Source organism: Flavobacterium sp. BFFFF1 (assembly GCF_002256285.1).
Taxonomy (GTDB): domain Bacteria; phylum Bacteroidota; class Bacteroidia; order Flavobacteriales; family Flavobacteriaceae; genus Flavobacterium.
The window spans coordinates 51640-77052 of the sequence record NZ_NKJE01000014.1; the positions used below are offsets into that span (position 1 = coordinate 51640).

The 25413-nt window shown below is 43.6% G+C and carries 21 protein-coding genes and 1 pseudogene; 5 read left to right on the forward strand and 17 right to left on the reverse strand.

What is annotated here, in order from left to right:
- Positions 1-37: 37 nt before the first annotated feature.
- The 8 genes from CFE23_RS10130 to aspS all read right to left on the reverse strand — a co-directional run bounded on the left by CFE23_RS10130 (position 38) and on the right by aspS (position 8238).
- A complete protein-coding gene (locus CFE23_RS10130; protein WP_291087376.1) occupies positions 38-1195 on the reverse strand; it encodes a beta-ketoacyl synthase N-terminal-like domain-containing protein in 1158 nt (385 codons plus the stop codon).
- A gap of 30 nt (positions 1196-1225) precedes the next feature.
- Entirely contained in the window at positions 1226-2497 is a 1272-nt protein-coding gene (gene bioA, locus CFE23_RS10135) for an adenosylmethionine--8-amino-7-oxononanoate transaminase (protein ID WP_291087378.1), read from the reverse strand.
- Entirely contained in the window at positions 2494-3117 is a 624-nt protein-coding gene (gene bioD / locus CFE23_RS10140; RefSeq protein ID WP_291087379.1) for a dethiobiotin synthase, read from the reverse strand. The genes bioA and bioD overlap by 4 nt, the downstream gene beginning before the upstream one ends.
- 65 nt (positions 3118-3182) lie before the next feature.
- Positions 3183-3797: a hypothetical protein gene (locus tag CFE23_RS10145; protein WP_291087382.1), complete on the reverse strand. Its 615-nt coding sequence runs from the start codon at positions 3795-3797 to the stop codon at positions 3183-3185.
- On the reverse strand, positions 3787-4290 hold the full coding sequence (locus CFE23_RS10150) for an RNA polymerase sigma factor (protein ID WP_291087386.1): 504 nt from the start codon (positions 4288-4290) through the stop codon (positions 3787-3789). The genes CFE23_RS10145 and CFE23_RS10150 overlap by 11 nt, the downstream gene beginning before the upstream one ends.
- A 311-nt stretch (positions 4291-4601) precedes the next feature.
- On the reverse strand, positions 4602-5741 hold the full coding sequence (locus CFE23_RS10155; RefSeq protein WP_291087389.1) for an 8-amino-7-oxononanoate synthase: 1140 nt from the start codon (positions 5739-5741) through the stop codon (positions 4602-4604).
- 436 nt (positions 5742-6177) lie between these two features.
- Positions 6178-6372: a cold-shock protein gene (locus CFE23_RS10160; protein ID WP_291087392.1), complete on the reverse strand. Its 195-nt coding sequence runs from the start codon at positions 6370-6372 to the stop codon at positions 6178-6180.
- A 120-nt stretch (positions 6373-6492) separates the two neighbouring features.
- On the reverse strand, positions 6493-8238 hold the full coding sequence (gene aspS / locus CFE23_RS10165) for an aspartate--tRNA ligase (RefSeq protein WP_291087395.1): 1746 nt from the start codon (positions 8236-8238) through the stop codon (positions 6493-6495).
- A 189-nt stretch (positions 8239-8427) separates the two neighbouring features.
- On the opposite strand from aspS, the gene CFE23_RS10170 reads away from it, so the two are divergent.
- From CFE23_RS10170 to CFE23_RS10180, 3 genes are all read left to right on the forward strand, one after another.
- The gene (locus CFE23_RS10170; protein ID WP_291087398.1) at positions 8428-9423 is read left to right on the forward strand and encodes a TlpA disulfide reductase family protein; all 996 of its coding nucleotides are present in this window, start codon (positions 8428-8430) and stop codon (positions 9421-9423) included.
- 162 nt (positions 9424-9585) lie between these two features.
- Positions 9586-9933, forward strand: a complete 348-nt coding sequence (locus CFE23_RS10175; RefSeq protein ID WP_291087401.1) for a membrane-binding protein — start codon at positions 9586-9588, stop codon at positions 9931-9933.
- 134 nt (positions 9934-10067) lie between these two features.
- Positions 10068-10559, forward strand: a complete 492-nt coding sequence (locus tag CFE23_RS10180; RefSeq protein ID WP_291087404.1) for a DUF4142 domain-containing protein — start codon at positions 10068-10070, stop codon at positions 10557-10559.
- Between the two features lie 31 nt (positions 10560-10590).
- Here CFE23_RS10180 and CFE23_RS10185 read toward each other — a convergent pair whose 3' ends face one another.
- The 4 genes from CFE23_RS10185 to CFE23_RS10200 all read right to left on the reverse strand — a co-directional run bounded on the left by CFE23_RS10185 (position 10591) and on the right by CFE23_RS10200 (position 17246).
- The gene (locus tag CFE23_RS10185) at positions 10591-14061 is read right to left on the reverse strand and encodes an efflux RND transporter permease subunit (RefSeq protein ID WP_291087407.1); all 3471 of its coding nucleotides are present in this window, start codon (positions 14059-14061) and stop codon (positions 10591-10593) included.
- 63 nt (positions 14062-14124) lie between these two features.
- Positions 14125-15258, reverse strand: a complete 1134-nt coding sequence (locus tag CFE23_RS10190) for an efflux RND transporter periplasmic adaptor subunit (protein WP_291087410.1) — start codon at positions 15256-15258, stop codon at positions 14125-14127.
- A 21-nt stretch (positions 15259-15279) separates the two neighbouring features.
- Complete coding sequence (locus tag CFE23_RS10195; protein WP_291087412.1) at positions 15280-16629, reverse strand: TolC family protein; 1350 nt, start codon at positions 16627-16629, stop codon at positions 15280-15282.
- 17 nt (positions 16630-16646) lie between these two features.
- Positions 16647-17246: a TetR/AcrR family transcriptional regulator gene (locus tag CFE23_RS10200; protein ID WP_291087415.1), complete on the reverse strand. Its 600-nt coding sequence runs from the start codon at positions 17244-17246 to the stop codon at positions 16647-16649.
- Between the two features lie 141 nt (positions 17247-17387).
- Between CFE23_RS10200 and CFE23_RS10205 the strand changes: the two genes are divergently transcribed.
- Both CFE23_RS10205 and CFE23_RS10210 read left to right on the forward strand, forming a co-directional pair.
- Complete coding sequence (locus tag CFE23_RS10205) at positions 17388-18362, forward strand: polyprenyl synthetase family protein (RefSeq protein ID WP_291087417.1); 975 nt, start codon at positions 17388-17390, stop codon at positions 18360-18362.
- A complete protein-coding gene (locus CFE23_RS10210) occupies positions 18362-18712 on the forward strand; it encodes a hypothetical protein (protein WP_291087420.1) in 351 nt (116 codons plus the stop codon). Before CFE23_RS10205 ends, CFE23_RS10210 begins: the two co-directional genes overlap by 1 nt.
- A gap of 202 nt (positions 18713-18914) precedes the next feature.
- On the opposite strand, the gene CFE23_RS10215 is transcribed toward CFE23_RS10210, so the two are convergent.
- The 5 genes and pseudogenes from CFE23_RS10215 to CFE23_RS10235 all read right to left on the reverse strand — a co-directional run.
- Positions 18915-19205 (reverse strand): GIY-YIG nuclease family protein, encoded by a 291-nt coding sequence (locus tag CFE23_RS10215; protein ID WP_291087423.1) that lies wholly within the window; start codon positions 19203-19205, stop codon positions 18915-18917.
- Positions 19206-19427: 222 nt separating this feature from the next.
- Complete coding sequence (locus CFE23_RS10220; protein ID WP_291087495.1) at positions 19428-20387, reverse strand: L-threonylcarbamoyladenylate synthase; 960 nt, start codon at positions 20385-20387, stop codon at positions 19428-19430.
- Positions 20388-20921: 534 nt separating this feature from the next.
- The gene (locus CFE23_RS10225) at positions 20922-24125 is read right to left on the reverse strand and encodes an SIR2 family protein (protein WP_291087426.1); all 3204 of its coding nucleotides are present in this window, start codon (positions 24123-24125) and stop codon (positions 20922-20924) included.
- Positions 24126-24265: 140 nt separating this feature from the next.
- Entirely contained in the window at positions 24266-24493 is a 228-nt protein-coding gene (locus CFE23_RS10230; protein WP_291087436.1) for a hypothetical protein, read from the reverse strand.
- 99 nt (positions 24494-24592) lie between these two features.
- Positions 24593-25413 (reverse strand): annotated as a pseudogene (locus tag CFE23_RS10235) (MFS transporter); the annotation flags it as partial.

Here is a 25413-nt window from a genome sequence, read left to right on the forward strand (position 1 = left end):
AGGCATACGTCAGAAACCCACTTTCGAGTGGGTTTTTTTATGCTTTTTCGAGCAGGATACTCACTGCATTTCCCCCAAACCCTACCGCATTGACGAGGACCTTCCTGATTGGCCTGGTCTTGGGTTGCGCTTTCGCAAAAGGTACGCCGATAAAAACATCAAGTTCCATCATTAGCAATGCCAACTCAACGCTCAGCATTCCCGATGCCCCGAAAGTATGCCCCGTTTTCCATTTCGTACTAGTAAGTAACGGAATATAATCCCCAAATGTTTTTTGGATCGCCTTAAACTCGGTCATGTCGCCCTTAATGGTTCCCGGAGCGTGCATCACAACCACATCGACCTCCTCTGGGCTATGATTTCCCAAAGCCATTTTCATCGATTTCTGGAAACACTCCGCTTCCGTGGTGATGGAAACGTTGTGTTCCAGCAATTCCGTCGCGTACCCAATTCCCGCAATCGTAGCCATCGCATGATCTTTCTTACCCGTTTCCAGGCAGCAAACGGCGGCACCTTCACCAAGCACCAGCGTGTTTTGTTTTTTGTCCAAATCCAACGCCCTGCATGGAAATTCCCCGATTTCCTTGGCATATATTTTCATTGCCTGCATTTGCGCGATAGTGAAATCTGTAAGTGGCGCCTCGCTACCGCCCACGAGGAACTTGTCAGCCATGCCGGCCTGCAGCCACGCATAGCCGTTTAACAACGCGTGTAATGCAGTAGAACAGGTTATCGAGTGCGAAACTTCGGGCCCGTCACTCTGTAGGTCATGGGCAACCCACGACGAGATGTTTCCCAAAGTCGTCACCGGCGACGCCAACGTTGCAGTCTTTCCTGTTTCAAGGAACTCTTTGTGGTGTTTCTCAAATAAACCCGTTGCACCACGGGATGACCCTATGTTAATCCCAAAAACGTCCTGCGGTTGCCAGCCTGACTTGCGAACTGCTTCCCGCGAAACGGCTATCGCGTATAAAACAGATTCATCCAGCGATTTGTATTTCTGGTCTGAATACCGCAATGTTGTTATGATTTCTTCCGCTTCCGCAGACAACGCTCCGACAGGAACCGTTTGTATCCCGACCGTTTTCCGTGAAAAAAAATGAGCACCACTGAGATAATTTTCACGCACGGTTTCCGCGCCAAAACCCAATGGGGATAACGAAGCGATTGCAGTAATAGAGATGGTTTTCGGCAAAATATGATTTCTTGATCTGTTGCCGCAAAATTAAGCTATTTCCAAAGCCTGTTCAACGATTTGGTACACTTTTTCAAGCTGTGCATCGCTGATAATGTAGGGCGGAAGGATGTACACAATATTCCCCACCGGCCGCAGGATAATCCCGTTTTCGACAAAGAAATGATACAATTTGTTGCGCAGGTTTCCATAATAGCTTTCAGCACTGTCAATTTTTATTTCGAGCGCAAAAATGACACCCAATACCCTTGTCGTGGATACTTTCGGGTGCTTTTCAATGTGTTTTTGAAAGGCCAGGTGCTTTGTGTTTACACGGGTGAGATGCTCCTGCATGACGGTTGACTGAAGCAGTTCAAGGCTGGCCAGTGCTGCTGCGCATCCCGTCGGATTGGCTGTAAAAGTATGCCCGTGGAACAACGCCTTGTTGATGTCGTCACTGTAAAATCCGTCGAACAACTTCTGGGTGAACGTCGTGATCGCCATCGGAATGGTTCCTCCGGTCAGTGCTTTGGAAAGGCAAATCGCATCCGGCTGTTGCGAAAGATAATCACAGGCAAAGGTTTTGCCAGTCTTTCCAAACCCGGTCATCACCTCATCGGCAATCGTGATAATCTGGTTCTCCTTGCAAATTTCAATCAGTTTGTCAAGATGCCCCGGCTCATACATCACCATGCCTGCAGCGCCCTGCACCAATGGCTCAAAAATAAACCCAGCCACCTGATAATTTCTAATGCATTCACGTAAAGCGGCAAAACTCTCCTCTTCTGCACCTTTTACGGGAACGGGAATCCGAACAACGTCAATAAACATCCCGGCAAACGCCTGCGTGTAAAAAGAGATGCCACTGGCGGCCATCGCCGCAAAGGTATCGCCGTGGAATGCATTTTCAAAAGCGACAACCGTCGTGCGTTTTTCGCCCTTATTGTAGAAATATTGCAATGCTACTTTGATGGCCACCTCAACAGCAGTCGAACCATTGTCTGAAAAGAACACCTTCTGTTGGTTTGACGGCAGGATTTGCATTAACTTCTCGGCAAGCAACACGGCTGGTTCATGTGTAAATCCCCCGAAGAGTACGTGTTCCAGTGTGGTCAGTTGTTTATAGATTGCATCGGCGATAAACCTGTTGGAATGCCCAAAAGGATTCACCCACCAGGAGGCGATAGCATCAATGTATTCTTTTCCGTTCTCATCCCAAAGCAGTGCGCCATCCCCTTTCGAAATGGCAATGGGTGGCGCGGCGGTCTTATGCTGTGTATAGGGATGCCAGAGATACTGACGGTCTTTTTCGGTTATGCTCATGATGGTATGGCTAATAAATTTTCTCGGAACAGGTCTGCATATTCACGCACGACGTTCCTGTCAAAATAAGGCTCGTTTTCAATCCTCCCGATATACCGGATACCGGTTTTGTTCAGGATAATGGTTTCTGTCGAAACATGCTCGTCGCCGTTAAAAACAATTCCGGAAATCTCGATTCCCCTATTTTGCAATGCCGCTACCGTCAGCAATGTATGGTTGATGCTGCCCAGATAATGTCGGGAAACGACAATCACTTTGTAATCGGGGTGGATTAAATCAGCAACCGTATCGTGGTCGTTTAATGGCACAAAAATGCCGCCCGCTCCTTCAACGACCAAATGATTTTGGGTCTTTGGTTCCTGAATATTTTTCAAATCAATGGCTACTCCATCGCGTTCGGCAGCCAGATGCGGACTTGCCGGCGTATGCAGCGCGTAACTGTTCGCATGGATTGTCGATTTTGTATTCGACAACAATGACCTTACCGTGTGGCTGTCGGAATTGGCCAAATCCCCTGCCTGAATTGGCTTCCAATAATCGGCCTCGAGCGCCTCAGTGATGATGGCTGCTGCAATGGTTTTACCAACATCGGTAGAAATGCCTGTGACGAATAGTTTCATGTGGATGGATTGCGTTAAAGCTTCGCATGCAAAAATAGAAAACCCATCACAAAGATGGGCTCTAATTATTCTTCTTTTAACGTGTCCAGGATTTTCCGGATTTCCCGCGCATATTTTCCGTAGAAATAGTGTACCCACCATTCCCCCGCCAATCCCATAAATAAAATGGAGAACACTACACTGCAAACTAAGGTCACCAGCACCGAATTGTCAATATTTCCCGAGAAAAATGCCGCTCCTGCAGGGAGTTTATAAAACAGCACCCCAAGCAAAAATAAAATAACGAAAGGCGTCAGCGCAAAACCAAAAGTTTTATAAAGTTCCATGTTAATGCGTATATCGACATAGGTTTCATACAAGCTATCCTTTGTGTTAAGGGCTGTATTTCCAAGCCGTCTGTAGAAGATAAAAAGCTTCACCAGATAGTAAATGCAGACCGCCGTAAAAATGGCAAACAGCAAATAAAACGGAACCAACGCGCTTTCCGGGAAACCTTTTATCAGCGGTACAAACCCGAGAATGACTATTGATATTCCCTGGTAATAAAATTCGTTCCTGAGGTTCTTCTTGATCTTGTCCAACGGCGTATTGGCCGCTTTTAGTTGCTCCATTGTTGCGGGAAGTACAACATTTTTGGGATTGTCGTTGTTCCATGCTGATTGTAATTCGTTAAAGTCCATAACCTTGTTTTTTGATGATTTCTTTTAATTTTTGTTTTGCACGATTCAGTTTGACCCGGGCGTTGATTTCTGAAATACCGAGTTGTTCCCCGATTTCCTTGTGTGAAAAACCTTCCAATTGATAGAATATAATGGCCTTATCAATTTTATCAAGTTGCTGAAGCGCGCGGTAGAAATGTTCGAGCTGGCTTTCCTTTAATGCCGCGTCACTCTCGTCGTCGCGTATATTCTCTGAGGGAATTTCGTATTTGTCTACTTTCCGCTTTTCCTTCTTCAGGAAGACGATCGCGGTATTGATTGCCACGCGGTACATCCAGGTGGAGAATTTACTTTCGCCTTTAAAGCTTTCATACCCTTTCCAAAGCTGGCAAATGATCTCCTGGAACAAATCCTGCTGATCATCAACATTGTCCATGTACATTTTGGAAACCTTATACAAAATGCCTTTGTGGTTTTCGATACGGGATAAAAATTCCTGCTCTTTCGGGTTCAAAACGTGCTGATTAATTTTGATTTTGATTGATTCCTGAAACTCGTCTAATTTTTGCGCATCAATAATGAAGAACTACTGAAACCCGCCAGTAAAAATAATCCGGGAATCACAATGGTCCAAAGCGGGAGCTCCTTTCCCAGAACAAAATGTTTCACGATACCATAACTTATGGCAAATGAGGAAAAGAAAACCAGTCCCAAGACAAATATTCTTTTGATCGATGATAAATTTTGTGTTTTCATATTGTTACGATTTGATGATTATGTCCGTAAGTAACACAATATCCAAAACGTTACAAAAAAAGGGAAAAATTATAAATAACCTGAAAATGAGTTAAATAACGCCGATATTTCGGCAGCAGTATTGTAACTGTGCAGGCAAATCCTCAGCCGTTCCTGGCCCGAGGGAACAGTGGGCGAAAGGATGGCTTTCACATCAAAGCCGCTTTGCTGTAAATATGCGGCCATCGCTTTTACCTTTTCATTTCCGGGAATTACGGCACATTGAATGGCAGATTTGCTATAAACAAACAATCCTTTAAGGCTGTGAAGACTTTTAGTCTGGCTGAAATGGATAATATTTGATTTCAGCTGCTGCTGACTGTGATGCTTTGCGCGAAGTTGCTGGTAACTGATAAAAATCGTGGCCACCGAATGCGGCGGAAGCGCGGTCGTATAAATAAAGCTGCGCGCGAAGTTTAAGAGGTATCGCTTTAGTTCAGCTGATCCAATGATGGCAGCGCCATGGCAGCCCAAGCCTTTGCCAAATGTCATAATCCTCGCAAAAACCTTTGACTGCAGTCCCAAATGTTGTACCAACCCGCAGCCATTATCGCCAAAAACACCCAGTGCATGCGCTTCATCGATGACGAGGAACGTGGCATGCCTTTCGGAAATCCCGGCAAAAATTTCCAGTGGCGGGGTATCGCCATCCATCGAGAAAACGCTCTCCGTGACAATATACGTTGCAGCATTCTCCCGCTTAAAACGCAACAGCAGGCTTTCCAACGCGTCGGAATCGTTGTGGGGAAATTTATAAGCGTTCGCATATGACAATTGAATGCCATCCCGTATCGAGGCATGGCACAACTCATCATACAGGATTATATCACCCTTTTGAGGAACGGAACTGAAGAAACCCACATTTGCATCATAGCCGGAATTGAAAATCAAGGCTGCTTCCGCCTGATGGAATTCGGCGAGATACCGCTCTGTAACTTCATAAAGTGAATGGTTTCCGGAAAGCAGGCGCGATCCGGTGGCGCCGTTCTGCATCATGTTTTGATCCACGAGATACTGGTGTGTTTCCTCGAAAATAGCCTCTGAACGGGAAAAACCAAGATAGTCGTTTGAGGCAAAGTCAATCAGGCCGTTGGGCTGGGAAAGTCTGCGCAGCGCATTTTGTTGGGAGCGTACTTCGAGTCGCTGCGATAATTTTTCAGGGAAGTTCATACGCAAAAATACCGATTTTGCAAATGGAACGAAATTTAACATCGGATTTTTAGCCCTGATTATCGAGAACCCCAGGGAGGAGTCCTCTTTATTTTATCATTAAAAATAAAGCATTGTCCTAAATTGGTGTGCAATATTATTTAATCACCAATGAAAACATTAACAAAATATGTGGGATTTCCGTATCGAAATGACTAGAGATTTTTGTAGGGAATACTTCCATTATCCCCTTCCCTTAAAGTAAAAATACAAATTTTCCAGAACGTAATCTTACGGGAAAACCAGACTTTTTCTTAAAATTTATTTCATACATTATTTCAGATAACATTAAAAACAAAAAGACGCGAGCAGGATTCAGCTCCTAAAAATAAAAACAAAAAAAAGCGCCCCGATTGGAGCGCCTGAAACTTTGAAGTACTAATATATGTATATATTACTAAAGTACTACTACTTGAGCAGCCACTTTACCTTTTCTTCCTTCTTCTTCTTCGTAAGATACTTTGTCACCTTCACGGAGTTCTTCCGCTTTGATTCCTGAAGCATGAACGAAAATGTCTTTTCCTGTTTCTTCATCTGTAATGAATCCGTAACCTTTAGATTCATTGAAAAATTTTACTGTACCTGTACGCATTGTGTAATAAAAAAATAATTAATAATGGACAAATGTAATCTTTAAAATAATACGATGATACAACTGTGTTAAATTTTTTATAAAAAAACCTGAAAGCCAGTCAGTTTGGTATCAAGAAACTTATTTCAATGCAATAAAAAGTTCGTCCAACTGCTTGCCATCGATCGCTGCAGGCGCATCAATCATGACGTCACGTCCGGAGTTGTTTTTCGGGAATGCTATAAAGTCACGGATGGTCTCCTGACCTCCTAATATCGCTACCAAACGGTCGAGTCCAAAAGCGAGTCCACCATGCGGTGGCGCGCCATACTGGAAGGCATCCATTAAGAATCCAAACTGGTTGCGCGCCTCTTCGTCCGTAAAGCCCAGGTATTTGAACATCAGTTGCTGTACGCCTTTGTCGTGAATACGGATGGAACCGCCTCCAATCTCATTTCCATTGAGTACCATATCATAGGCATTGGCGCGCACTTTCCCAGGATCAGTTTCCAATAGCGCCATGTCTTCCGGTTTCGGGGATGTAAAAGGGTGGTGCATCGCATGCCAACGGCCACTTTCTTCGTCTTTTTCCAATAGCGGAAAATCGACAACCCATAGCGGCGCAAATACCTCCGGATTCCTTAATCCCAAACGCGTCGCCAATTCCATGCGCAGGGCACTAAGCTGTGTCCTCGTTTTATCTGCAGGTCCTGAAAGCACAAATATCATATCTCCGGCGTTGGCGCCTGTGGCCGCTGCCCATTTACTCAGGTCTTCCTGATCGTAAAATTTATCTACTGACGACTTATACGAGCCATCTTCATTGCATTTCACATACACCATCCCGCTGGCACCGACTTGCGGGCGTTTCACCCATTCGATCAATGCGTCGATTTCTTTTCGGGTGTATTCGCCACATTTTGGCGCAGCGATGGCAACGACAAGCTCTGCCGAGTTAAATACCCCGAAATCCTTGTGTTGCGCTATAGGATTCAATTCTCCGAACTTCATGCCAAAACGGATGTCCGGTTTGTCATTTCCATAGGTTTTCATGGCATGGTCGTAGGTCATGCGTGGAAATTCAGCGACATCGATGCCTTTGATTTCCTTCAGCAGGTGGCGCGTCAATCCTTCGAATACGTTCAGGATATCTTCCTGCTCGACGAATGCCATTTCGCAGTCGATCTGGGTGAATTCCGGCTGGCGGTCAGCGCGCAAATCCTCATCGCGGAAGCATTTCACAATCTGGAAATATTTGTCCATGCCGCCCACCATCAGCAATTGCTTGAAGGTCTGTGGCGATTGTGGCAGGGCGTAAAATTGTCCCGGATTCATGCGGCTTGGCACGACGAAATCGCGTGCACCTTCCGGGGTTGACTTAATTAAATAAGGTGTTTCTATTTCGCAGAAATCCTTATCAGAAAGGTATTTACGGACCTCCATGGCGACTTTATGGCGAAACAACAGGCTGTTTTTTACCGGATTGCGGCGGATGTCGAGGTAACGGAACTTCATGCGGGTTTCCTCGCCACCGTCGGTTTCGTCCTCGATGGTGAATGGCGGTGTGATGGCCGGATTTAATATATTGAGTTCCGTCACCAGGATTTCGATCTCGCCGGTTGGAATATTTTTATTTTTTGCCTCACGCTCGATTACGGTTCCTTTGGCCTGCACGACGAACTCGCGGCCTAGGGTTTTGGCCAGTTCAAAAACAGCCTTATCTGTGCGGCTTTCGTCAAAAACCAATTGCGTGATGCCGTACCGGTCACGCAGGTCGACCCAGTTCATAAATCCTTTATCACGGGACTTTTGCACCCATCCGGCAAGCGTTACTTCGGAGTTGATGTGAGAGGCGTTTAACTCGCCGCAATTGTGGCTTCTGTACATGTTTAAAATTTTAGATTGCAAAAGTAGTGAAAAGTAATAAAAGTTCGGAAGTTCGTAAAATCGGAAGTTCCGTGGAAAATCGCCCGATTCTGAGATTGTTGTTTTAACTTATGATGTTCCGAACCCACAAACTTCCAATTTTTAAAATAAAAACATATATTTGGTAGACAAAAATATAAACGACTATTTATGAAAAAACTAAGTTTACTTTTATTGCTGTTCGTTTGCGGTGTAAATGCCCAGGACGTAAAATTTACAGCAAAGATTGCCAACCGCAATTCGGACAAGATTTTTATTTCCGGCGCGAATAAGTTTAGGAAAGAAATCGCAATCGATAAAGACGGCATTTTCAACGCTTCTTTTGCAGCACCTGCGGGATTGTACGTGATGGGAGATGGTACGGAAATCACGAACCTTTACCTGAAGCCAGGTTACGACCTTACGTTGACAATGGATGCCAAACAATTCGATGAGTCGATTGTCTATACCGGAAAAGGAGCTACAGAAAACAATTTTCTTGCCCAGAAAAGTTTAATGGAGGAAGAATTCCAAAACTCCATGGCATCGTTCAAGAGCCAGGCAGATTTCGACAAGGGAATTGCGGCACACAATGCGAAAGTCGTGGAAAAACTCAAAACAAAAGGCCTGGATCCGGATTTTAAGGCGGCTATCGAAAAGCAGATGAGTGATGAGGCGGCAGAAATAGCAGCCCAGGCCGCACAAGAAGCGGAACAGCAAAAAGCCAAAGAGAAACTTGTTGGCAGCGCGTCTCCTTCATTTGATTACGTGAACCACAAAGGCGGCAAAACCAAATTGGAGGATTTTAAAGGCAAATATGTTTATGTAGATGTCTGGGCAACCTGGTGCGGTCCTTGCCGCGGTGAAATTCCCTTCCTGAAAAAAGCGGAAGAATCCCTTAAAGGAAAGAATATTGAGTTTGTCAGTATTTCGATTGATGAACTGAAAAACACGGACAAATGGAAAACGTTTGTCACGGAGAAAGCTTTGGGCGGCACACAACTCCTGGCAGACAAAGACTGGAATTCAGATTTCGTCAGGGCTTACGGCATCGATGGAATCCCAAGATTCATCCTGATTGGACCTGATGGAAAAATAGTGAATCCGGACGCTCCAAGGCCTTCATCACAACAGTTGGAACAATATCTAAATACGTTTTTGAAATAGACGTACAAATTGATGACAAGAGCCGGTAAGAAATTACCGGCTTTTTTATGTTCCAATGTTAAGTTTTTTCTAATGTTACCAAATTGTTAAGCGAAAGTTTTTTTAGTGTAAATTAATTTATATATTTGTTATGAAATTATTAACCGCTTAACACCCAAAGCTATGAAAAAATTGATGCTGACCGCAGCCATACTGATCTCAGGAATGGGCTTTGCACAACATACAGAACCAAAAAATGAGGTGGTAGGACAAATGGTAAAGTCTACCTACTACTATGAAAACGGAAAAGTAAGCCAGGAAGGTTTCTATAAAGACGGAAAAGTTCACGGCAAATGGATTGCGTACGATGTGAATGGCAACAAAACCGCCATTGGTGAATATACTGACGGCGTCAAAACAGGAAAATGGTTTTTCTGGAACGACGGCGCATTAAGCGAAGTCGACTATTCTGACAGCCGTGTTGCTGCAGTGAAAAACTGGAAACAGGAAGCCATTGTAAACAGAAACTAGAGAAAATCATACTAAAACAAAGCCGCTCATTCCCTTGAGCGGCTTTTTTTATGGCGTAAACTTGCATGAATTTAAGGATATCCTGTAAAATATAAATTATAGTGCCACACTACTTTTACGGAAAACTTAAACGGATGAAAAAAATACTATTCTTTATGGCTTTGTCGGCTTCACTCGTAGGCACCGCCCAGGCAGAGCCTTCAAATGACGCCCCTGTCTTCATAATCAAAATGGCTGATTCAAGTTTGATGGACACGCAGGAAGGACGCCTTGCTGCAGGGTACGGCAGCACTCAGGAAATACGCGATTATGGAACCCGGCTTGTCAAAGACCAGGAAATGCTCTACGCCGATTTACAGCGCCTGGCCGCCTCGAAAAACATTACACTTCCGGGCAGCATCAGCGAGAAGAAAAGCAAAGCATTGCAGAAGCTCGGCACTTTACGCGGAAAGCAATTTGACCGCAGGTTTCTTCGCATGATCAAAATTGATCATAAGCGCGATGTAAAACAGTACAAGAAGGCTTCTGAATTTGATGACGCTGCCACAAAAGAATTTGCGCAGAAATACCTGACTGCGTTAGAAAACCATCTCGATATGGTAAAAAAACTTCAGCAGGGAAATTAAAAAAAGCGCCTTAAAAGGCGCTTTTCTATTTCTATTCCTGTTCTAAAGCCAGTCGCTTATTCCTCCTGTCTCTAAGCCAGTACTTCGTACGTTTCACCAAAAAGAACATCACCGGCACCATGACCAGCGTCAATACCGTAGCATACGTAAGTCCGAAAATAATCGTCCAGGCCAATGGCCCCCAGAAGATCACATTGTCCCCACCGATAAAAACGTGCGGATTCAAATCGGTGATCAGCGAGAAGAAGTCAAAGTTGAGTCCGATCGCCAGCGGAATCAATCCAAGCACCGCTGTTAACGCCGTCAACAATACCGGACGCAGACGCGATTTTCCGGATTCGATAATCACTTCTTTGATTTCGTCGAGCGTCAGGTCGTCGTGGGACTGTACATCATTGATGTGTACTTTCTCGTCCAATAGCAGGACGAAGAAGTCCATCAGAACGATTCCGTTCTTGACCACGATTCCCGCCAGCGAGATGATTCCCATCATGGTCATCAGGATTACGAAATCCATGTTGGCAATAATATAGCCGTAGAACACCCCACTGAAGCTGAGCAACACCGTAAATAAGATTACGACCGTCTTCGATACCGAGTTAAACTGCAGTACAATAATGATCATAATTCCTGCCAAAGCAAGAAACAACGCATACATCAGGAAACTTTGGTTTTTACCCTGTTCTTCCTGTACACCGGAGAAAGAATAACTGACGCCGTTTGACATTTTATAACTGCCCAGGTCGGCTGCAATTTCCTTCGTAATTTCATCACCATTGTAACCCGTAAGCACATTCGAATAAATCGTCATAATGCGTTTTTGGTTTTTCCGTTTGATCATGTTGTACGTTTGCGTTTTCTCGGTGGTGGAAACCCCGGAAATAGGTACCTGTACAATTTGTCCATTGTTCTGGTTGCGGAACGTCAGGGACTGGTTGAACAGCACACTTTCGTTTTTGCGCTGGTCTTCCTGCATCCGCATTACGATATTGTAGTCGTCGTCACCTTCCTTAAAAGTTGAGATTTCCTGTCCATAAACTGATCGGCGCAGGTTAAATCCTAGTTGTCCAGTCGATACCCCAAGGCTTCCCGCATTCACACGGTCCACTTTTACCTGAAGCTCCGGACTTTCCTTATTGACATCAACCTGCAGGCGCTCAATTCCGGGAATGTTCTTTGCGTTGATGAACGCAATCATCTTGTCCGCTTCCTTAAGCATCTGGTCATAATCCATCCCGGTAAGCTGCACGCTGATCGGATAACCGGCCGGTGGTCCGTTCGCATCTTTCTCTACAATCACCGACGCCCCGGGAATCCCTTTCACTTTTCCGCGCACTTCCTCAAGGATATCGGCGGTGTTGATGCCGCGCCTGAATTTAAACTCGGAGAAATTGACCGTGACTTTTCCTTTGTATGGTGTTTCAGACGAAGAGCCTGCATCCACATTTGGATTTCCTGCACCAATGCCCACTTGTGAGACGATTGATTCGGCGAGGTAATTTTTATCTGTCTTGGGGTCGACGTATTTCTTCAGGATGTCAATCACCTGTTTCTCAACAAATGTCGTGGCCGTATTGGTCTTGCTGATATCGGTACCTTGTGGATACTCAATATACACGATGACCTGGTTCGGGATATTATCCGGGAAAAACAATACTTTCCTTGGGAATACACCCAGCAACACAAACGATAAAAATAACATGCCAATGATGCCAAGCAATGCAAACCAGGCATTACGGCCTGTTAAGATCCTCGCCAGAAAACGCTTGTAACGCTCTTCCATCTTTGGAAAGAAGCTATGTTGGAAGTCCTGCGTCCATTTGTAAATCCTAATCTTATACAACCACATAAATACAAAGGCAATGATGGACAAATGCCCTATCCCGCGCATCAATTTTGACTCATATACATTACCTAAAACCACAAACAAAACCGCCAGGACCGTAAAAATGATGGAGTATCTTTTAGCGGACCTTTTGGTAACATTCCTGTCCTCAATATCCATAGAACCCCCAGTCATGGCAGCGTTGATCACCATCGCCACGAACAATGAACCGGTTAAAGTCACGGTCAAAGTAATTGGGAAATATTTCATGAATTTACCCATTGTACCCGGCCATAGCAGGAACGGCAGGAAGGCCATCAAGGTAGTCGCGGTAGAGGAGATAACCGGCCAGGCAATTTCCCCGATTCCGATTTTTGAAGCATCATAGCGGTTCATTCCTTTTTTCATATTCGCAAATACGTTGTCGACAACAACGATTCCGTCATCCACAAGCATCCCGAGTCCCATGACCAGTCCGAAAAGCACCATCGTATTCAATGTCAGTCCGGCGGCAGACAATATACTGAACGCAATCATCATCGACAGCGGGATGGCCGCCCCCACAAACAATGAATTGCGCAGTCCCATCGTGAACATCAACACGATCATCACGAGGATAATCCCGAAGATGATGTGATTCGAAAGTTCATCGACCTGGTGTTCCACACGCGACGACTGGTCGTTTGTCAACTGAAGCTGCAAATCTGCAGGTAAATAGGCCTCTTTGGCTTTTTCGAGTCTTTCCTTCACCTGGTCAATCGCCGAAATCATATTTTGTCCCGAACGTTTTTTCACGCTCAGCATCACCACCTCTTTCCCTCTTTCGCGGGCATAAGTGGTTTTTTCCTTTTCCTTAAAGCTGACGGTTGCAATATCTTTGAGGTATACAGTACCCCCAAACGACTTCACGATAATATTCTCCAGTTCTTTCGGATCCTTGATTTCGCCGATGATCCGGATGTTGTTGCGCGATCCCTGTGAAATTAAGTTCCCCCCTGAAAGCGTCATGTTCTCATTCCGCACCGCATTCTGGATTTCGTCGAAAGAAACCTGGGCTGCGGTCATCTTGAAGATATCCACAGCAATCTCCACTTCCTTATCATCAACACCGAGGATGTCTACCTTTTTGACTTCAGGGATTTCTTCAATGTCATCCTGAAGCAGTTTGCCGTAATCCTTAAGCTGCTGCGTCGTATAATTTCCCTGCAGGTTGATGTTCAGGATAGGCACCTCTTCTGAAATGTTCAGCTCAAATACGCTTGGCTCTACTTTTCCACCGTTGTCAAGGTTAGGCCAATCGGTATCTGCTTTTACAAGGTCAACTTTATCCTTCGTTTTCTCTTTGGCCTGTTCGATAGTGACTTTGTCAGCAAATTCGATTACGATCATTCCATAGTCCTGGAACGAGCTCGATGTGATTTTCTCGACACCGCTGATGTTCTTGATTTCCTTTTCAAGCGGCTTGATGATCAGTTTCTCAACGTCTTCCGCAGAGTTACCCGGGAAAACCGAAGAAACGTAAATCTTATTCTCAATAATCTCCGGAAAGTCCTCACGCGGCATGGTGACATAGGCAATCACACCGGTAATGACGATCAATATGGTGAAGATATAGACGGTAACCCGATTGTCTACCGCCCAGCTGGATATACTGAATTCGTGTTTTTTATGACTCATTTTTTTTGATTTTGGCTTAAGGCTTTCCGTTTCGTTTGCAGCGAAATGATTGCCCCAAACAATTTAGAAATTCAGTTTCATTCCTTCAGAAATCGTATTGGCACCTTCGGTAACAATGACGTCATCGGGATTAAGCCCGCCCAAAATCTCGGTCATATTGTTTGCCGACTGTCCGGTTTTCACCACGACCTTTTTGGCTACTGCTGTTTTTCCTTTGATGTCTGACGCGACAAACACGTACTGGTTGTTTTCGCCGTCTTTCTGGATCACATTCGTCGGAACGACCAGCGCCGTTTTGTTGCTGTAATCGATGATTTTCAGTTTGGCCACCTGGTTAGGGCGCAGGAGGTTGTCCGGATTTGGGATGCTCACTTCGATATCAAAGCTCCTGTTTTCGGGATTAATGCTGTTCGCAATCTGGCGTACTTTCCCAACGTAGGTTTTCCCCAAAGCGCCAATCTCCACATCAACAATAGTTCCCACTCTCAATTTTCCGATATAACTTTCCGGAACACTTGTGGAAATGTAAAGGTTTCCAAGGTTGACCACGCGCATCAGGCCTTTGGCACTTGGCGACACCACTTCACCCCTTTCAACAAAAACCCCGTCTATAGTACCCGCGAAAGGCGCCTTAATCAGTGTTTTTGACAATTGGGCTTTCGTCTGGTTGACCATTTTCTGTGCGCTTACCATTTGTGTCTGCGCCTGTAAAAACTGGATTTCAGAACCGATCTTTTGGTCCCAAAGGCGTTTTTGCCTTTCGTAAGTTGTTTTCGCCAACTCGTATTGGTTTTCCAATTGTGCTACCTGTTGGCTCAGGCCGCCGTCGTCTATTTTTCCAAGGACCTGTCCTTTTGAAACACGTTGGCCCGCTTTGGCATTCAATGTCACGAGTGTTCCCGGCATCTCCGGCTGCAACAGCACGTTTTGCTGCGTATCTACGTTACCCTGGATTTCAAGGTAATGCGTAAAAACAGTGTCTTTGACCGTAGTCACGGCAACGAGGACTTCTTCTTTCTTGCCTTCTTTTAAAGCCAGCGCCTGGTCGATCTTCGTGAGATCAGCCTGAAGCGCAGCGCGCTTGCTTTTCATGGCTTCAATTTTCCCGGACTTGATGATCCCGTCAACAGAATCATCACTTTTGCCACACGAAAAGAGGGCAAGCGATAATGCGGATATTAAAATTATTTTCTTCATTATGATGGAGTTATGTTAGGTTTATTTTTTGTTGTTGGTTATTTTTTCCAGTGCGGCTTTCTTGTTGATGACATCTACCATCGATTGGAGGTAGTTTTGCTGCGCGGTATACAATTGGCGCTGTGCTTCGCTGAAATCAAAACTTGAGGAAAGTCCCTCGGTGAATTTAATCTGTTGTTTGTTCTCAATCCGCTCGGCAAGGTTCAGGTTTGATTTTGAGGTGTTGAACTCCTCCACGCTGAACTCATACTCGCTTTTGGCTCTCTCATACTGCAATTTTAGCTGCTGCTCCGCTTCGGTAAGCTGCGTCATAGACTGCTCGTAGGCAATCTTTGCCTGCTGTGTCCGCGCGCTTCTCGCAAAACTGCTGAAAATCGGTACGTTCAGGCTCACGCCAAGGTTGGAATAATTAAGCCATTTTTGGTCCTTTTGGAAAAAGCCGAATTGGTCGTTGAACGCATTGTACCCAAAATTTACATTCGCAGAAAGCGTCGGCAAGGCTTTGCTGCGCTGCAATTTATATTCGAGCTGCCGTTGTTCGGTGAAGTTCTTCGCGATCAGGTAATCGATGTTGTTGTTCACATTGAATTCCGTACCCGTCAGCGCAAGGTCAAGGTTACTCACTGTGAGGCTGTCCAGTTTGTCTGTAAGCTGCAGCTCGTCATTGATATCAATACCCAAAGCAATCTTGAGCATATTGTATGCGATATCGCGCAACCGCGTGGTGTTGTTTAGGTTGCTGTTTACAGAAGCAAGCGTAATTTGCAATTGCTCCACATTCTCTTCTTCGATGAGGCCGTTCTTGAATGTTTCCTGGGTGTCGTTCAGGGTTTTCGTAAGAATCGACTTGTTTTTCTGCAACACGGCGATGCTTTCCTCAGCGAGCAGCACGTTGCCATAGGCATTAGTGACCATCTCCCGGATCTCTGTATTGCTCCTCTGCTTTGCGTTCTGGTAATACTGCAGGTACGTTTTGGACGCCTGAAGGGCTACGATGTACGAACCGTCAAAAATCAGCTGGCTCAGTGTAGCATGGGTATTCATGGTGTGCTTGGTCCCAAAAGCCACTTCGATAAACTGGCCGGGAGCGCCACCAAAAAATTCTGCGGGCACAATAGATTTCTGCAGTTCAAAATTATTCTGGTAATCTACCCCGGCATTGATCTGCGGAAGCCCGCTCGCCGTGGTCTCCCACTTCTTTTGTTTCGCCGCATCAATATCCCTGTTGGCATTGATGGCCGCGTAATTGTGTTCCAAAGCATGTGCGATCGCCTGCTCGAGGCTGAACGCGTAGCTTTCCTTTGCCTTGTCCTGTCCCCTTGCGGACAACGCAAACAACAGTACGGTGATTATTAAATTCAGTTTTCTCATGTGATGGTTATATATATTTAGGTGTTTGACAAGTGTTTTTCTAATTCTGCGAGCCCTTTTGGCGTGGCCAGTGCGCGGGTATGGTATTCCAGTGCCGAAAGCTCCATGTCCCTGGTGTCCTGTTCGAGTATCGTGTTTTCATTGATGCTAAAAATCAGCATATAATAAAAACGCATGTTCAGTTCCACGTTAATGTCGCTGCGGTAGTAGCCCTGCGCAATGCCTTTCTCTATGTTGGCCCTTATAAATCGGTTGCATTCCCGGTTTTGGCAATCCATTACCTTGGCATGGATCTCAGGATAATGCTTTTTCAACTGGTATAATGGGGACGTTTGTGCCGTTTGGAACAACGCATCAAACATCCGGCGTATCTCAAAATTTTCCTGCACCGGATTGTGGTTCTGCGATAGGATTTCCTCGAGCGCTTCGCTGACTTTTATCTGCACAAAATCCGTGCTCGCCTCAATCAGCAGCTCCTTGTTTTCAAAATATTTGTAAATCGTCTTTTTAGAAATCCCCATATCAGCGGCGATGTCGTCCATCGTAATACTCTTGAAACCAAGCCTCAGGAATAAATCCGACGCGCGCTGTACAATCTTATCTCTTGGATTCTCCACTGTTAAAATTTTTGGCAAAACTACAATGGAAACTTTAAACACAAAAATAGTTTCCAAAGTATTTACATTTATTTAACATTTCGCAACAGCATCAGCATTGCCATCACGCACGAATAAAGTAAATTAGCGAAAATTTATTTCATGCATTCCATCAGCGAATACCAGGGACTCATTAGTGCATACATCGGCGAGCAGCAGTTCCGCAGGACCCCATACAATTTATACGAACCCATTGCCTACATCATCAGCCTTGGCGGCAAACGGATGCGACCACTACTGACATTGATGGCCGCTGAAGTATTTGACACCGACTGTACAAAAGCACTGCCCGCCGCATTGGCCGTGGAAGTGTTCCACAACTTTTCACTCGTACACGACGACATCATGGACGACGCACCGCTGCGCCGCGGCCACGAGACCGTTCATGAAAAATGGAATACGAACACCGCGATCCTTTCCGGCGATGCGATGCTGATCCTCGCCTACCAGTATTTCGAGCAATACGAGCCCGCCGTGTTCCGCGACCTGGCGAAACTCTTCAGCCGCACTGCCATTGAAGTGTGCGAAGGGCAGCAACTCGATGTCGACTTTGAGACGCGCGAAAACGTGACCATTCCCGAATACCTGAAGATGATTGAATGCAAAACCGCTGTCCTTGTTGCCGCGGCATTGCAGATGGGTGCGATCATCGCGGAAACCACACCCGAAAATTGCAGGCTGATTTATGAATTCGGATTGAACCTGGGCCTCGCGTTCCAGCTGCAGGACGATTACCTCGATGCGTTTGGCGACCCGGAAACGTTCGGCAAACAAGTGGGTGGCGACATCATCGAAAACAAAAAAACCTATTTGTACTTAAAGGCCATCGAATTCTCCAACCCAGAGGAAGCGCAGCAGCTCATGCATCTGTACTCCATACACCCGGCGGACAATGCCGACAAAATCGAATCCGTGAAAATCATTTTCGAAAACTCGGGCGCTTCCGCAGCCACGCGCGACGCGATCCGCGATTACACTTTGAATGCGTTCGATACGCTGGAACAGATGCACATCTCCGACGACAAGAAAGCCATGCTCCGCGCGTTTGGCGAGAACTTAATGGGAAGGAACGTCTGATGTTTGTCGCCCCAGCCAACACCGATGCCTTGCTGACCGAAGCCCAGGGACAGTCGCTTTACACCAAGCTGATTGAGCAAATCAACAAGGACTTTAATCTCGCCAACGAAGGCATTGACTTTCCGCTCAGCACCAGCCCCGACGAACTCAAGATCCAGCTGCACGAAAAGGTGTACCGCATGATCCAGTACAAGTTTGCCGAATACCTGAACCTGCTGTACATCATCGACGTCAATGAAACCGAAATCAAAAAACTCGACGGCTCCGACATTGCTGAACTGGCCGGCCAGGTTGCCTTCCTGATCCTAAAGCGCGAGTGGCAGAAAGTCTGGTTCCGGAATAACTTTTAAGCACTGCCCCACACCCCCGTCACTTCGAGTGATTTCCGAAGCCTGCGGAGGAAATCGTATCGATAAGCGTTGTAGAGGGACTTTCTTTCACGGGCTTCTCGATACAATTTACCAAACCTAAAATTAGCATTTTAGGTTTACTAAATCACTCGAAGTGACGGACGTCCGATTAATATGTGTATTCAGCTTTAAAAACCAACTTCTATTTAAATTTCTTCTTTGCAAGATTAGGCAAATCATCATATCGCCCTTCAATAAGCGCTTCCTTTTTACTGCGCGACCACTTTTTAATCTGCTTTTCTGTGCTAATTGCTAAAGTAATGTCAGTAAAATCACAATAGAATACAAGTTCAACCGGTCTTCTTTTAAAAGTATAACACCCTGGGAAAAATCCGCATTGATGTTGATAAAGGCGTTGTTCAAGGTTTGAACTAACTCCGGTGTAATACGTCTCATCTGCGCATTTTAAAATGTAAACATAGGAAAGTTTCATGGCGTTTATAATTGATTAATGGCGTTGGATACAAATTGTTAGAATAAAATTAATGTTTTATTTCAACTTAATAATGATAAAGAGCATGGCGTGATAATCGGCCACTCGGGTTACCACACCCCCGTCACTTCGAGTGATTTCCGAAGCCTGCGGAGGAAATCGTATCGAGAAGCGTTGTGAAGGGACTGCGCAAACACACCCCGTCACTTTTACAGTATAAATTTATTTTTTTGTAGCACGTTCCAACCGGTCATTAATTGTTTTTCCCAGTCCAATATCAGGGACCCGTTCTGCAATAATAACATCCAGGTTGAGCTTATCCAACCGATGCATCGCAGCATACAAATAGGTTGCTGCCTCTTTCAAATCATTATTTTCTGATAAAATTTCCTGGTGGACGATTTGAGGATCGTCAATCTTTTTTGAGAACAATAAAAGCCCGATTTTCTGATGCGCAAATGACTTGATGCTTTCGTTTAAATCTGTCGTTAAGTGAGTAGTTGTTAATGGCGCGTAGTGTTTCAAAAGCATTCCCGGCGCATCCGGAGTGGTTTCCTCCTTGTTTTTAATGTTGACCGAACCGACTACAGCTGCGATATCCTCAACCGAAATGGCACCCAATCGGTATAAAATGGGTTCATCGCCTTCAAATCCGACAATGGTCGACTCGACACCGCTTTCGCAATCGCCGCCATCCAGTACCATGCGAAGTGTATCGCCAAAATATTCTTCGACGTGTATGGCCTTTGTGGGGCTGATACAGCCAAAAGGATTGGCACTGGGAGCTGCCAGCGGAAAACGCAACTGTTCCAACAACGCCAATGCAACCGGATGATTGGGCATCCGTATCGCTACCGAATCTTTCCCGGCAGTAATCAAATCAGGGACTTGTGAATTCTTTTTTAAAACCAAGGTCATAGCACCCGGCCAGAAAGCCTTCGCCAGTACAAGCGCTTTGTCAGGGATGTAACGGGTCAATTGCTCCAACTGACTGATATGGTGGATGTGCACAATCAACGGATTAAACAACGGGCGGTTTTTCATTGCGAAAATTTTGGAAATCGCCGCTTCGCTATAAATGTTGCCCGCCAAACCATAAACCGTCTCTGTAGGAATGGCTATCAAATCGTTTTGATTTAATATTGCAATTGCCTTTTGTATATTGCCTGAAATCATTGTGATTATTATATTGTTGTACTTTAAATGCTGTGCCCATTTACATTCCCGCCGAAATGCCCAGGATAGAAAACTAAATTTCCATGCACAAAGGTACGAATCACTTTTGTTTGAAACGTGGTTCCTGCTAAAGGTGGCCAGGACAGTTGGCGCGGATTTGCTCCCGAAGCTTCGGGACGTGCTGACAACGCTGTTGAAAACGAAGTTATGGAAAAAACCGCACATCCACCACACCCCTCAAGCCTGCCCACAAAACACCCCCGCAATCGGCCTCCACCCAGCATCCGTTCATACGACTCATGACTTCCCCCCAGGGCTTTGTCATCCCGAGGCACGAGGGATCTTCGCACGCATGTCAGCGACTGAAAAAAGCATTTATAGGGTACGCTGAAAGTTCTCAGGAGTAACGCGCAGATTTGCTCCCGAAGCTTCGGGACGTCCTGACAAACTTTGCCATTATTCTAATGTATTACTTAAATATGCTATGCGGGCACGGATTGCAAATCCGCACGATCTGGCTAATTTCTATTTGCATCTAAATCATACAAGTTCGACTGAATTCAAGACTACTTTAATATCTAACGCCGCTTGCAATATAACAGCATTATATCCATTATAATTAAAATATATTTTTGCCTTACAAGTTTGATTTACTTCTAAACTTGTGGTGCCAGAATCAAGCTTGATTTTCGCCTTAAGTTCACCTCCGGTTTCGATTGATTTAAAATAATAATTTTTCTCCCGTACCATTATTTTACCTTCAAAAATTCTCTCATTCTCTGAATCACTTTCTAGCCAATAAATTCTGTTTCTACGAGTTGCGCCTGGGTAGAATTTCTTTAAATCTTTAAGGTAATTTATTGCATCTTTAAATCTAAAAGAATATGACTCCGCTATAAAATTATAAAAAAGTACATTTAAAGATTCCCGTTTTTGTAGACTTTGGCTGTCTTTCAAAATTTCAAAGAATTTGATGCGATAAGTGTAAAAATTCAATTTTTTTGAATAATAATTAAAAAGGAAAAGTGACACATCGTAAACATGGGAATTGTGCTCCAACTCTGCGATTAGCTCATCTTCTGGAATATACGCGTTTCTAGAAACCTGATTCAGATCTAATTGCAAAAGTAAACCATATGGTCTTGTTTCTTTGTCACCTAATAGTTTATCCACTCTTTCACCTAATGCAAACGAATTTTTGAGATTTTTATCGATTAGGAGGGCTGATACTTTATTGATTAAGTAAAGCCCTTGTAATAGATTTTCCTTTGACTTTTTTACAAGGTTTCTAATTGTAAATTCGAGACTGATTTTTTCTTCCTCGTTTAAACTCCATCTATTTAATTTCCAATATAAAAAATGGAGATAATCACGATAACTATGAATAGATTGAGGATCCATATTTTCTTTAATTTGAAACAAATCTTCAGCTTCTATTGCGTATTCAGCCGAAAGAAGAGGGTCATCATCAAATTTGATTTTTGCAAGCTCAAAATAGATAGAAGCCTTACGATGAATAAAATTTGAGTTTCGATAAAAAATATTATAATCAGAAACTTCGGAATCTTCGTTTTCTTCAATAATTTCCAATGCTTTATACAACGACTGAAGATCACCTCTATATTTTAAATTGCTTGCGTAGTTAAGGATAAAATATGGGAAGTTTTTAAGATTGGTATATGCTAAGTCGTACAGACGATAAATAAATGCATTGTCAAAACATTGTGAATTTATAAACGATTTTACTAAGTTAATAAAAACGTAAACTGAGGACTCGTTTGGAGGAAGTTCTTGACAAATCAAGTCTATTTTTTTTCGAACGTCTTTTTGGGAAAGAGTTTTTTCTACAAATCTTTGCGCTATTATAGGGTGTTTTATACGGAAATATAAATCTGTCTCTAGAAAATTTTCGGGCTGATAAGTTTCTTGGATAAATATACCTTTACCGTCAACCTTTATAACTTGTTCAATAAATTGCTCCCATGAAATATTAATAATTTCTTTCAGTAATGCAACCGGCATTTTAATTCCATACTGATATAACAGGCACGTGTTTACAAACGCAAGCTTAGTAGCTGAATTTTCGAAATTTCTGTACGTATCCGTTATTGAATTGATATGCTTGCCTTTTTCTATATATTCCAAAAGTATTAGAAACTGGTCAGCTGAATTATTAAATTTAATTTTAATTTCGTTTATTAACTCAACTTTTTCCTTTTCGCTTCTAATTGAAATTAATTCGTTAGTATTCAGTCTATCTATAAATAATCCAAGCTCAAAATCATTAAAGACAGAATCTATATTCATTTCAATTATCTCGTTTTTTAAATTCAACTTTCGTTTATATACTTCCAAAATATTCTCTCTAATAGATTGGACAAATATGATGTTCTTGCCTTGGAACTGATTAGCGCTAATACGTGATTGAATTTCTCTTGACTTTTTAAAATTTAGATCTAATTCAGTATTTGAGGAATAAAAAATTATTTTTCTTCCTACAGGGAAACTTTCGATCATTTCAGCAACAACTCTTTCGTCGAATCGCATTAAATCATAAATTTCAAATGCCAAAGTATCAGGTCTCTGTTGAACGTACGATTCTATAAACCTATATGTAAACGTAGTTTTTCCGGTTCCGTAGCTTCCTTTGAGAAATATCATCGGGCAAATATCGCGACTAGAGTTTGCGAAAATCTCATCAATTTTCTGAATGACATTCCCCAATTTGCTTTGCTTAATAACGTCAAAATTGTTTTTAATCACATTATAATTAGGCTCTTCTCCTAAATAGTAATTTTTTGAGGTAATGTTTTTACTTTCGTAATTTTTATTTAAGGGACGTAAAAACGGTTTCAATTTTATCTGTAAATAACTGCTTAGATTTAGATAGTTAAATGTATTTGAAATTTTACCTCGTGCCGTAGAGTTTTTTAACTGCCAGTCCGAGTATAACTTAAAAAGTTCTTTTGCAGAAGACTTTATGCCTACGATGTTTTTCGATTGTAAATAACCTAAATTAAAATCATTGGTGTCTAAAAACGGATCGGCAACGAAATAACCTCTTTCGTCAAAATTGGTAGAAAAGTTATTCAAAAATAATTTTCCGAATTCATCTGCGAATGAATAGCCAACAAATAGTATCTTAATTTCCGGACTTTGTTGCTTTAAATTGTTAAAAATTAAATCGTAAAATGACTTATTCTTTATAAAATCTTGGGTGGAAAACAATAAAGGATATTTGCTCGCGTCAGAAATACACCCGTGAAGCTTTACGATCAATGTTTTATCCGAATGTCCAATTTTTCTGAGTTCATAAGCATTTTTTACAACTTGAAATTCACTTTCTTGCTGCATATTCTCTATAGCATTTTCAAGAAGCAAATCAACGTTTGAAGTAATTATCGATATCCATGGAATTTCCAACATAATCTTATGTTGTTCCTCATATTTCAAACTCTTTAGCTTTTGAACAATTTTTGTGTCAAAATCTTTTCGGTCGTAGTTCGGTAGAGAAAAGACTTTATCAACAAAGTCTACAATATCTCCGTTAGCGTCGTAGGGCACACTATTCTCAATACGATAGTACTCCAATAACTCTTTACTAAGAAATTTTTTTTCTTCAGTAACAGACGTTCCGGCCCCCAAAAAAAGAATCACCTTTCCATCATAGATGTCTTTAAAAAGGGATATTAAATTATCATCATTGAGGGTAGGGTGAAGTATATGTGTATTTAATATGCTCATTGTTGTTGATTTTGTAGTACAAATTAAGGATTTCGAGATTCTTCTAACTTTCAGCTAAATGGTTGCCCCCGCTTGCGCGAGCGTCACGCTCGTGAACACAACGCATAGAAGGCGTAAAACAAAACTCGGATAACCCAAATTTATAATCCGCGCTTATCTCCCACTTCCACCGCCCCAATATACCCCTCCCCAATTCCCCACACAATACCCGCTACAGGGTATTTTTGCCAGGCGTTTCCCACCGGCAGTGCATCTTTCCCCACCGGCAACAAATCTTTTGCCACCGGCAACGAATCTTTTGCCGCCGGCAACAAATCTCTCATCACCGGCAACCAATCTCTCGCCACCGGCAACAAATCTTTCCACATTCGCAAGATTTTAATGGCTATTTCTCCTTCCGACCTGCTATAAACGCATAAAAAAAGCCCCGGCGCAGTGCCAGGGCTTTCATTTGGATATAAAATTTATTAATGACCGCCTGAAACAGGTTGGTCAAATGTAATCCCTTGTTTTTTAAGAATACTCCCCACCCTAATGGCGTAAAATGCGAGATAAGCGAAACAAACTACGCCTACAACATAACTCATGTGAATGCTTGTGGAATCGGCAACAAACCCTTGGATCCAGCTTACAATACCACCACCCATAATCATCATGATCAGGAAGTTACTTCCCTGGTTCGTGCTTTTGCCCAAACCGCTGATCGCTAACGTAAAGATACATGGCCAAAGCGTACTACAGAACAATCCGACACTGGTAAATGCATATACACTGACCGTGCCGCTGGTGGACATGCCGATGACCAGCGCTACAATGCCAAGCGACGCAAAAAGCAATAGCATCTTCGCAGGATTGCCTTTACTTAAGATGTCCGCAAATACCAACACCAAGATCAGTGCAGCATACACATAGAATGGCGCCAAATCATGGTCCATCAACGCATTGACGCCCAGGAATACTGCGAATGCCGCATATGGAGCGATAAATTTAAGAATGGTTTGGTTGGTTTTATTGCTGGTGAAAGCGCCAACAGCACCTGTCCAACGACCGATCATAAGGCTGGCCCAGTATAGCGAAATATAAGGCGCTACATCTTTTGTCAGGAAGCCCAGGTCTTTTTCAAGATAGGCCGGAAGGTTACTCGCTGTAGATACTTCCACACCTACATATACAAAGATCGCGATCATCCCCAACACCAATTGTGGGAACCTCAAGGCGTGCTTGGTTTCGCTCGTCACATCATCTACCACGATATCATCACTAATGACACGGTCTGGTAAAGACGAGA

What these genes read in the sequence shown, in the direction of transcription:
- CFE23_RS10215 (WP_291087423.1), bottom strand. Translation starts at nt 19,205, where the DNA reads ATGAAACTTTCCTATGTTTACATTTTAAAATGCGCAGATGAGACGTAT.
- aspS (WP_291087395.1), bottom strand. Translation starts at nt 8,238, where the DNA reads ATGTACAGAAGCCACAATTGCGGCGAGTTAAACGCCTCTCACATCAAC.
- CFE23_RS10160 (WP_291087392.1), bottom strand. Translation starts at nt 6,372, where the DNA reads ATGCGTACAGGTACAGTAAAATTTTTCAATGAATCTAAAGGTTACGGA.
- CFE23_RS10225 (WP_291087426.1), bottom strand. Translation starts at nt 24,125, where the DNA reads ATGAGCATATTAAATACACATATACTTCACCCTACCCTCAATGATGAT.
- CFE23_RS10185 (WP_291087407.1), bottom strand. Translation starts at nt 14,061, where the DNA reads ATGAGTCATAAAAAACACGAATTCAGTATATCCAGCTGGGCGGTAGAC.
- CFE23_RS10170 (WP_291087398.1), top strand. Translation starts at nt 8,428, where the DNA reads ATGAAAAAACTAAGTTTACTTTTATTGCTGTTCGTTTGCGGTGTAAAT.
- CFE23_RS10205 (WP_291087417.1), top strand. Translation starts at nt 17,388, where the DNA reads ATGCATTCCATCAGCGAATACCAGGGACTCATTAGTGCATACATCGGC.
- CFE23_RS10210 (WP_291087420.1), top strand. Translation starts at nt 18,362, where the DNA reads ATGTTTGTCGCCCCAGCCAACACCGATGCCTTGCTGACCGAAGCCCAG.
- bioD (WP_291087379.1), bottom strand. Translation starts at nt 3,117, where the DNA reads ATGAAACTATTCGTCACAGGCATTTCTACCGATGTTGGTAAAACCATT.
- CFE23_RS10195 (WP_291087412.1), bottom strand. Translation starts at nt 16,629, where the DNA reads ATGAGAAAACTGAATTTAATAATCACCGTACTGTTGTTTGCGTTGTCC.
- CFE23_RS10230 (WP_291087436.1), bottom strand. Translation starts at nt 24,493, where the DNA reads ATGTGGAAAGATTTGTTGCCGGTGGCGAGAGATTGGTTGCCGGTGATG.
- CFE23_RS10145 (WP_291087382.1), bottom strand. Translation starts at nt 3,797, where the DNA reads ATGGACTTTAACGAATTACAATCAGCATGGAACAACGACAATCCCAAA.
- CFE23_RS10175 (WP_291087401.1), top strand. Translation starts at nt 9,586, where the DNA reads ATGAAAAAATTGATGCTGACCGCAGCCATACTGATCTCAGGAATGGGC.
- CFE23_RS10155 (WP_291087389.1), bottom strand. Translation starts at nt 5,741, where the DNA reads ATGAACTTCCCTGAAAAATTATCGCAGCGACTCGAAGTACGCTCCCAA.
- CFE23_RS10190 (WP_291087410.1), bottom strand. Translation starts at nt 15,258, where the DNA reads ATGAAGAAAATAATTTTAATATCCGCATTATCGCTTGCCCTCTTTTCG.
- CFE23_RS10180 (WP_291087404.1), top strand. Translation starts at nt 10,068, where the DNA reads ATGAAAAAAATACTATTCTTTATGGCTTTGTCGGCTTCACTCGTAGGC.
- bioA (WP_291087378.1), bottom strand. Translation starts at nt 2,497, where the DNA reads ATGAGCATAACCGAAAAAGACCGTCAGTATCTCTGGCATCCCTATACA.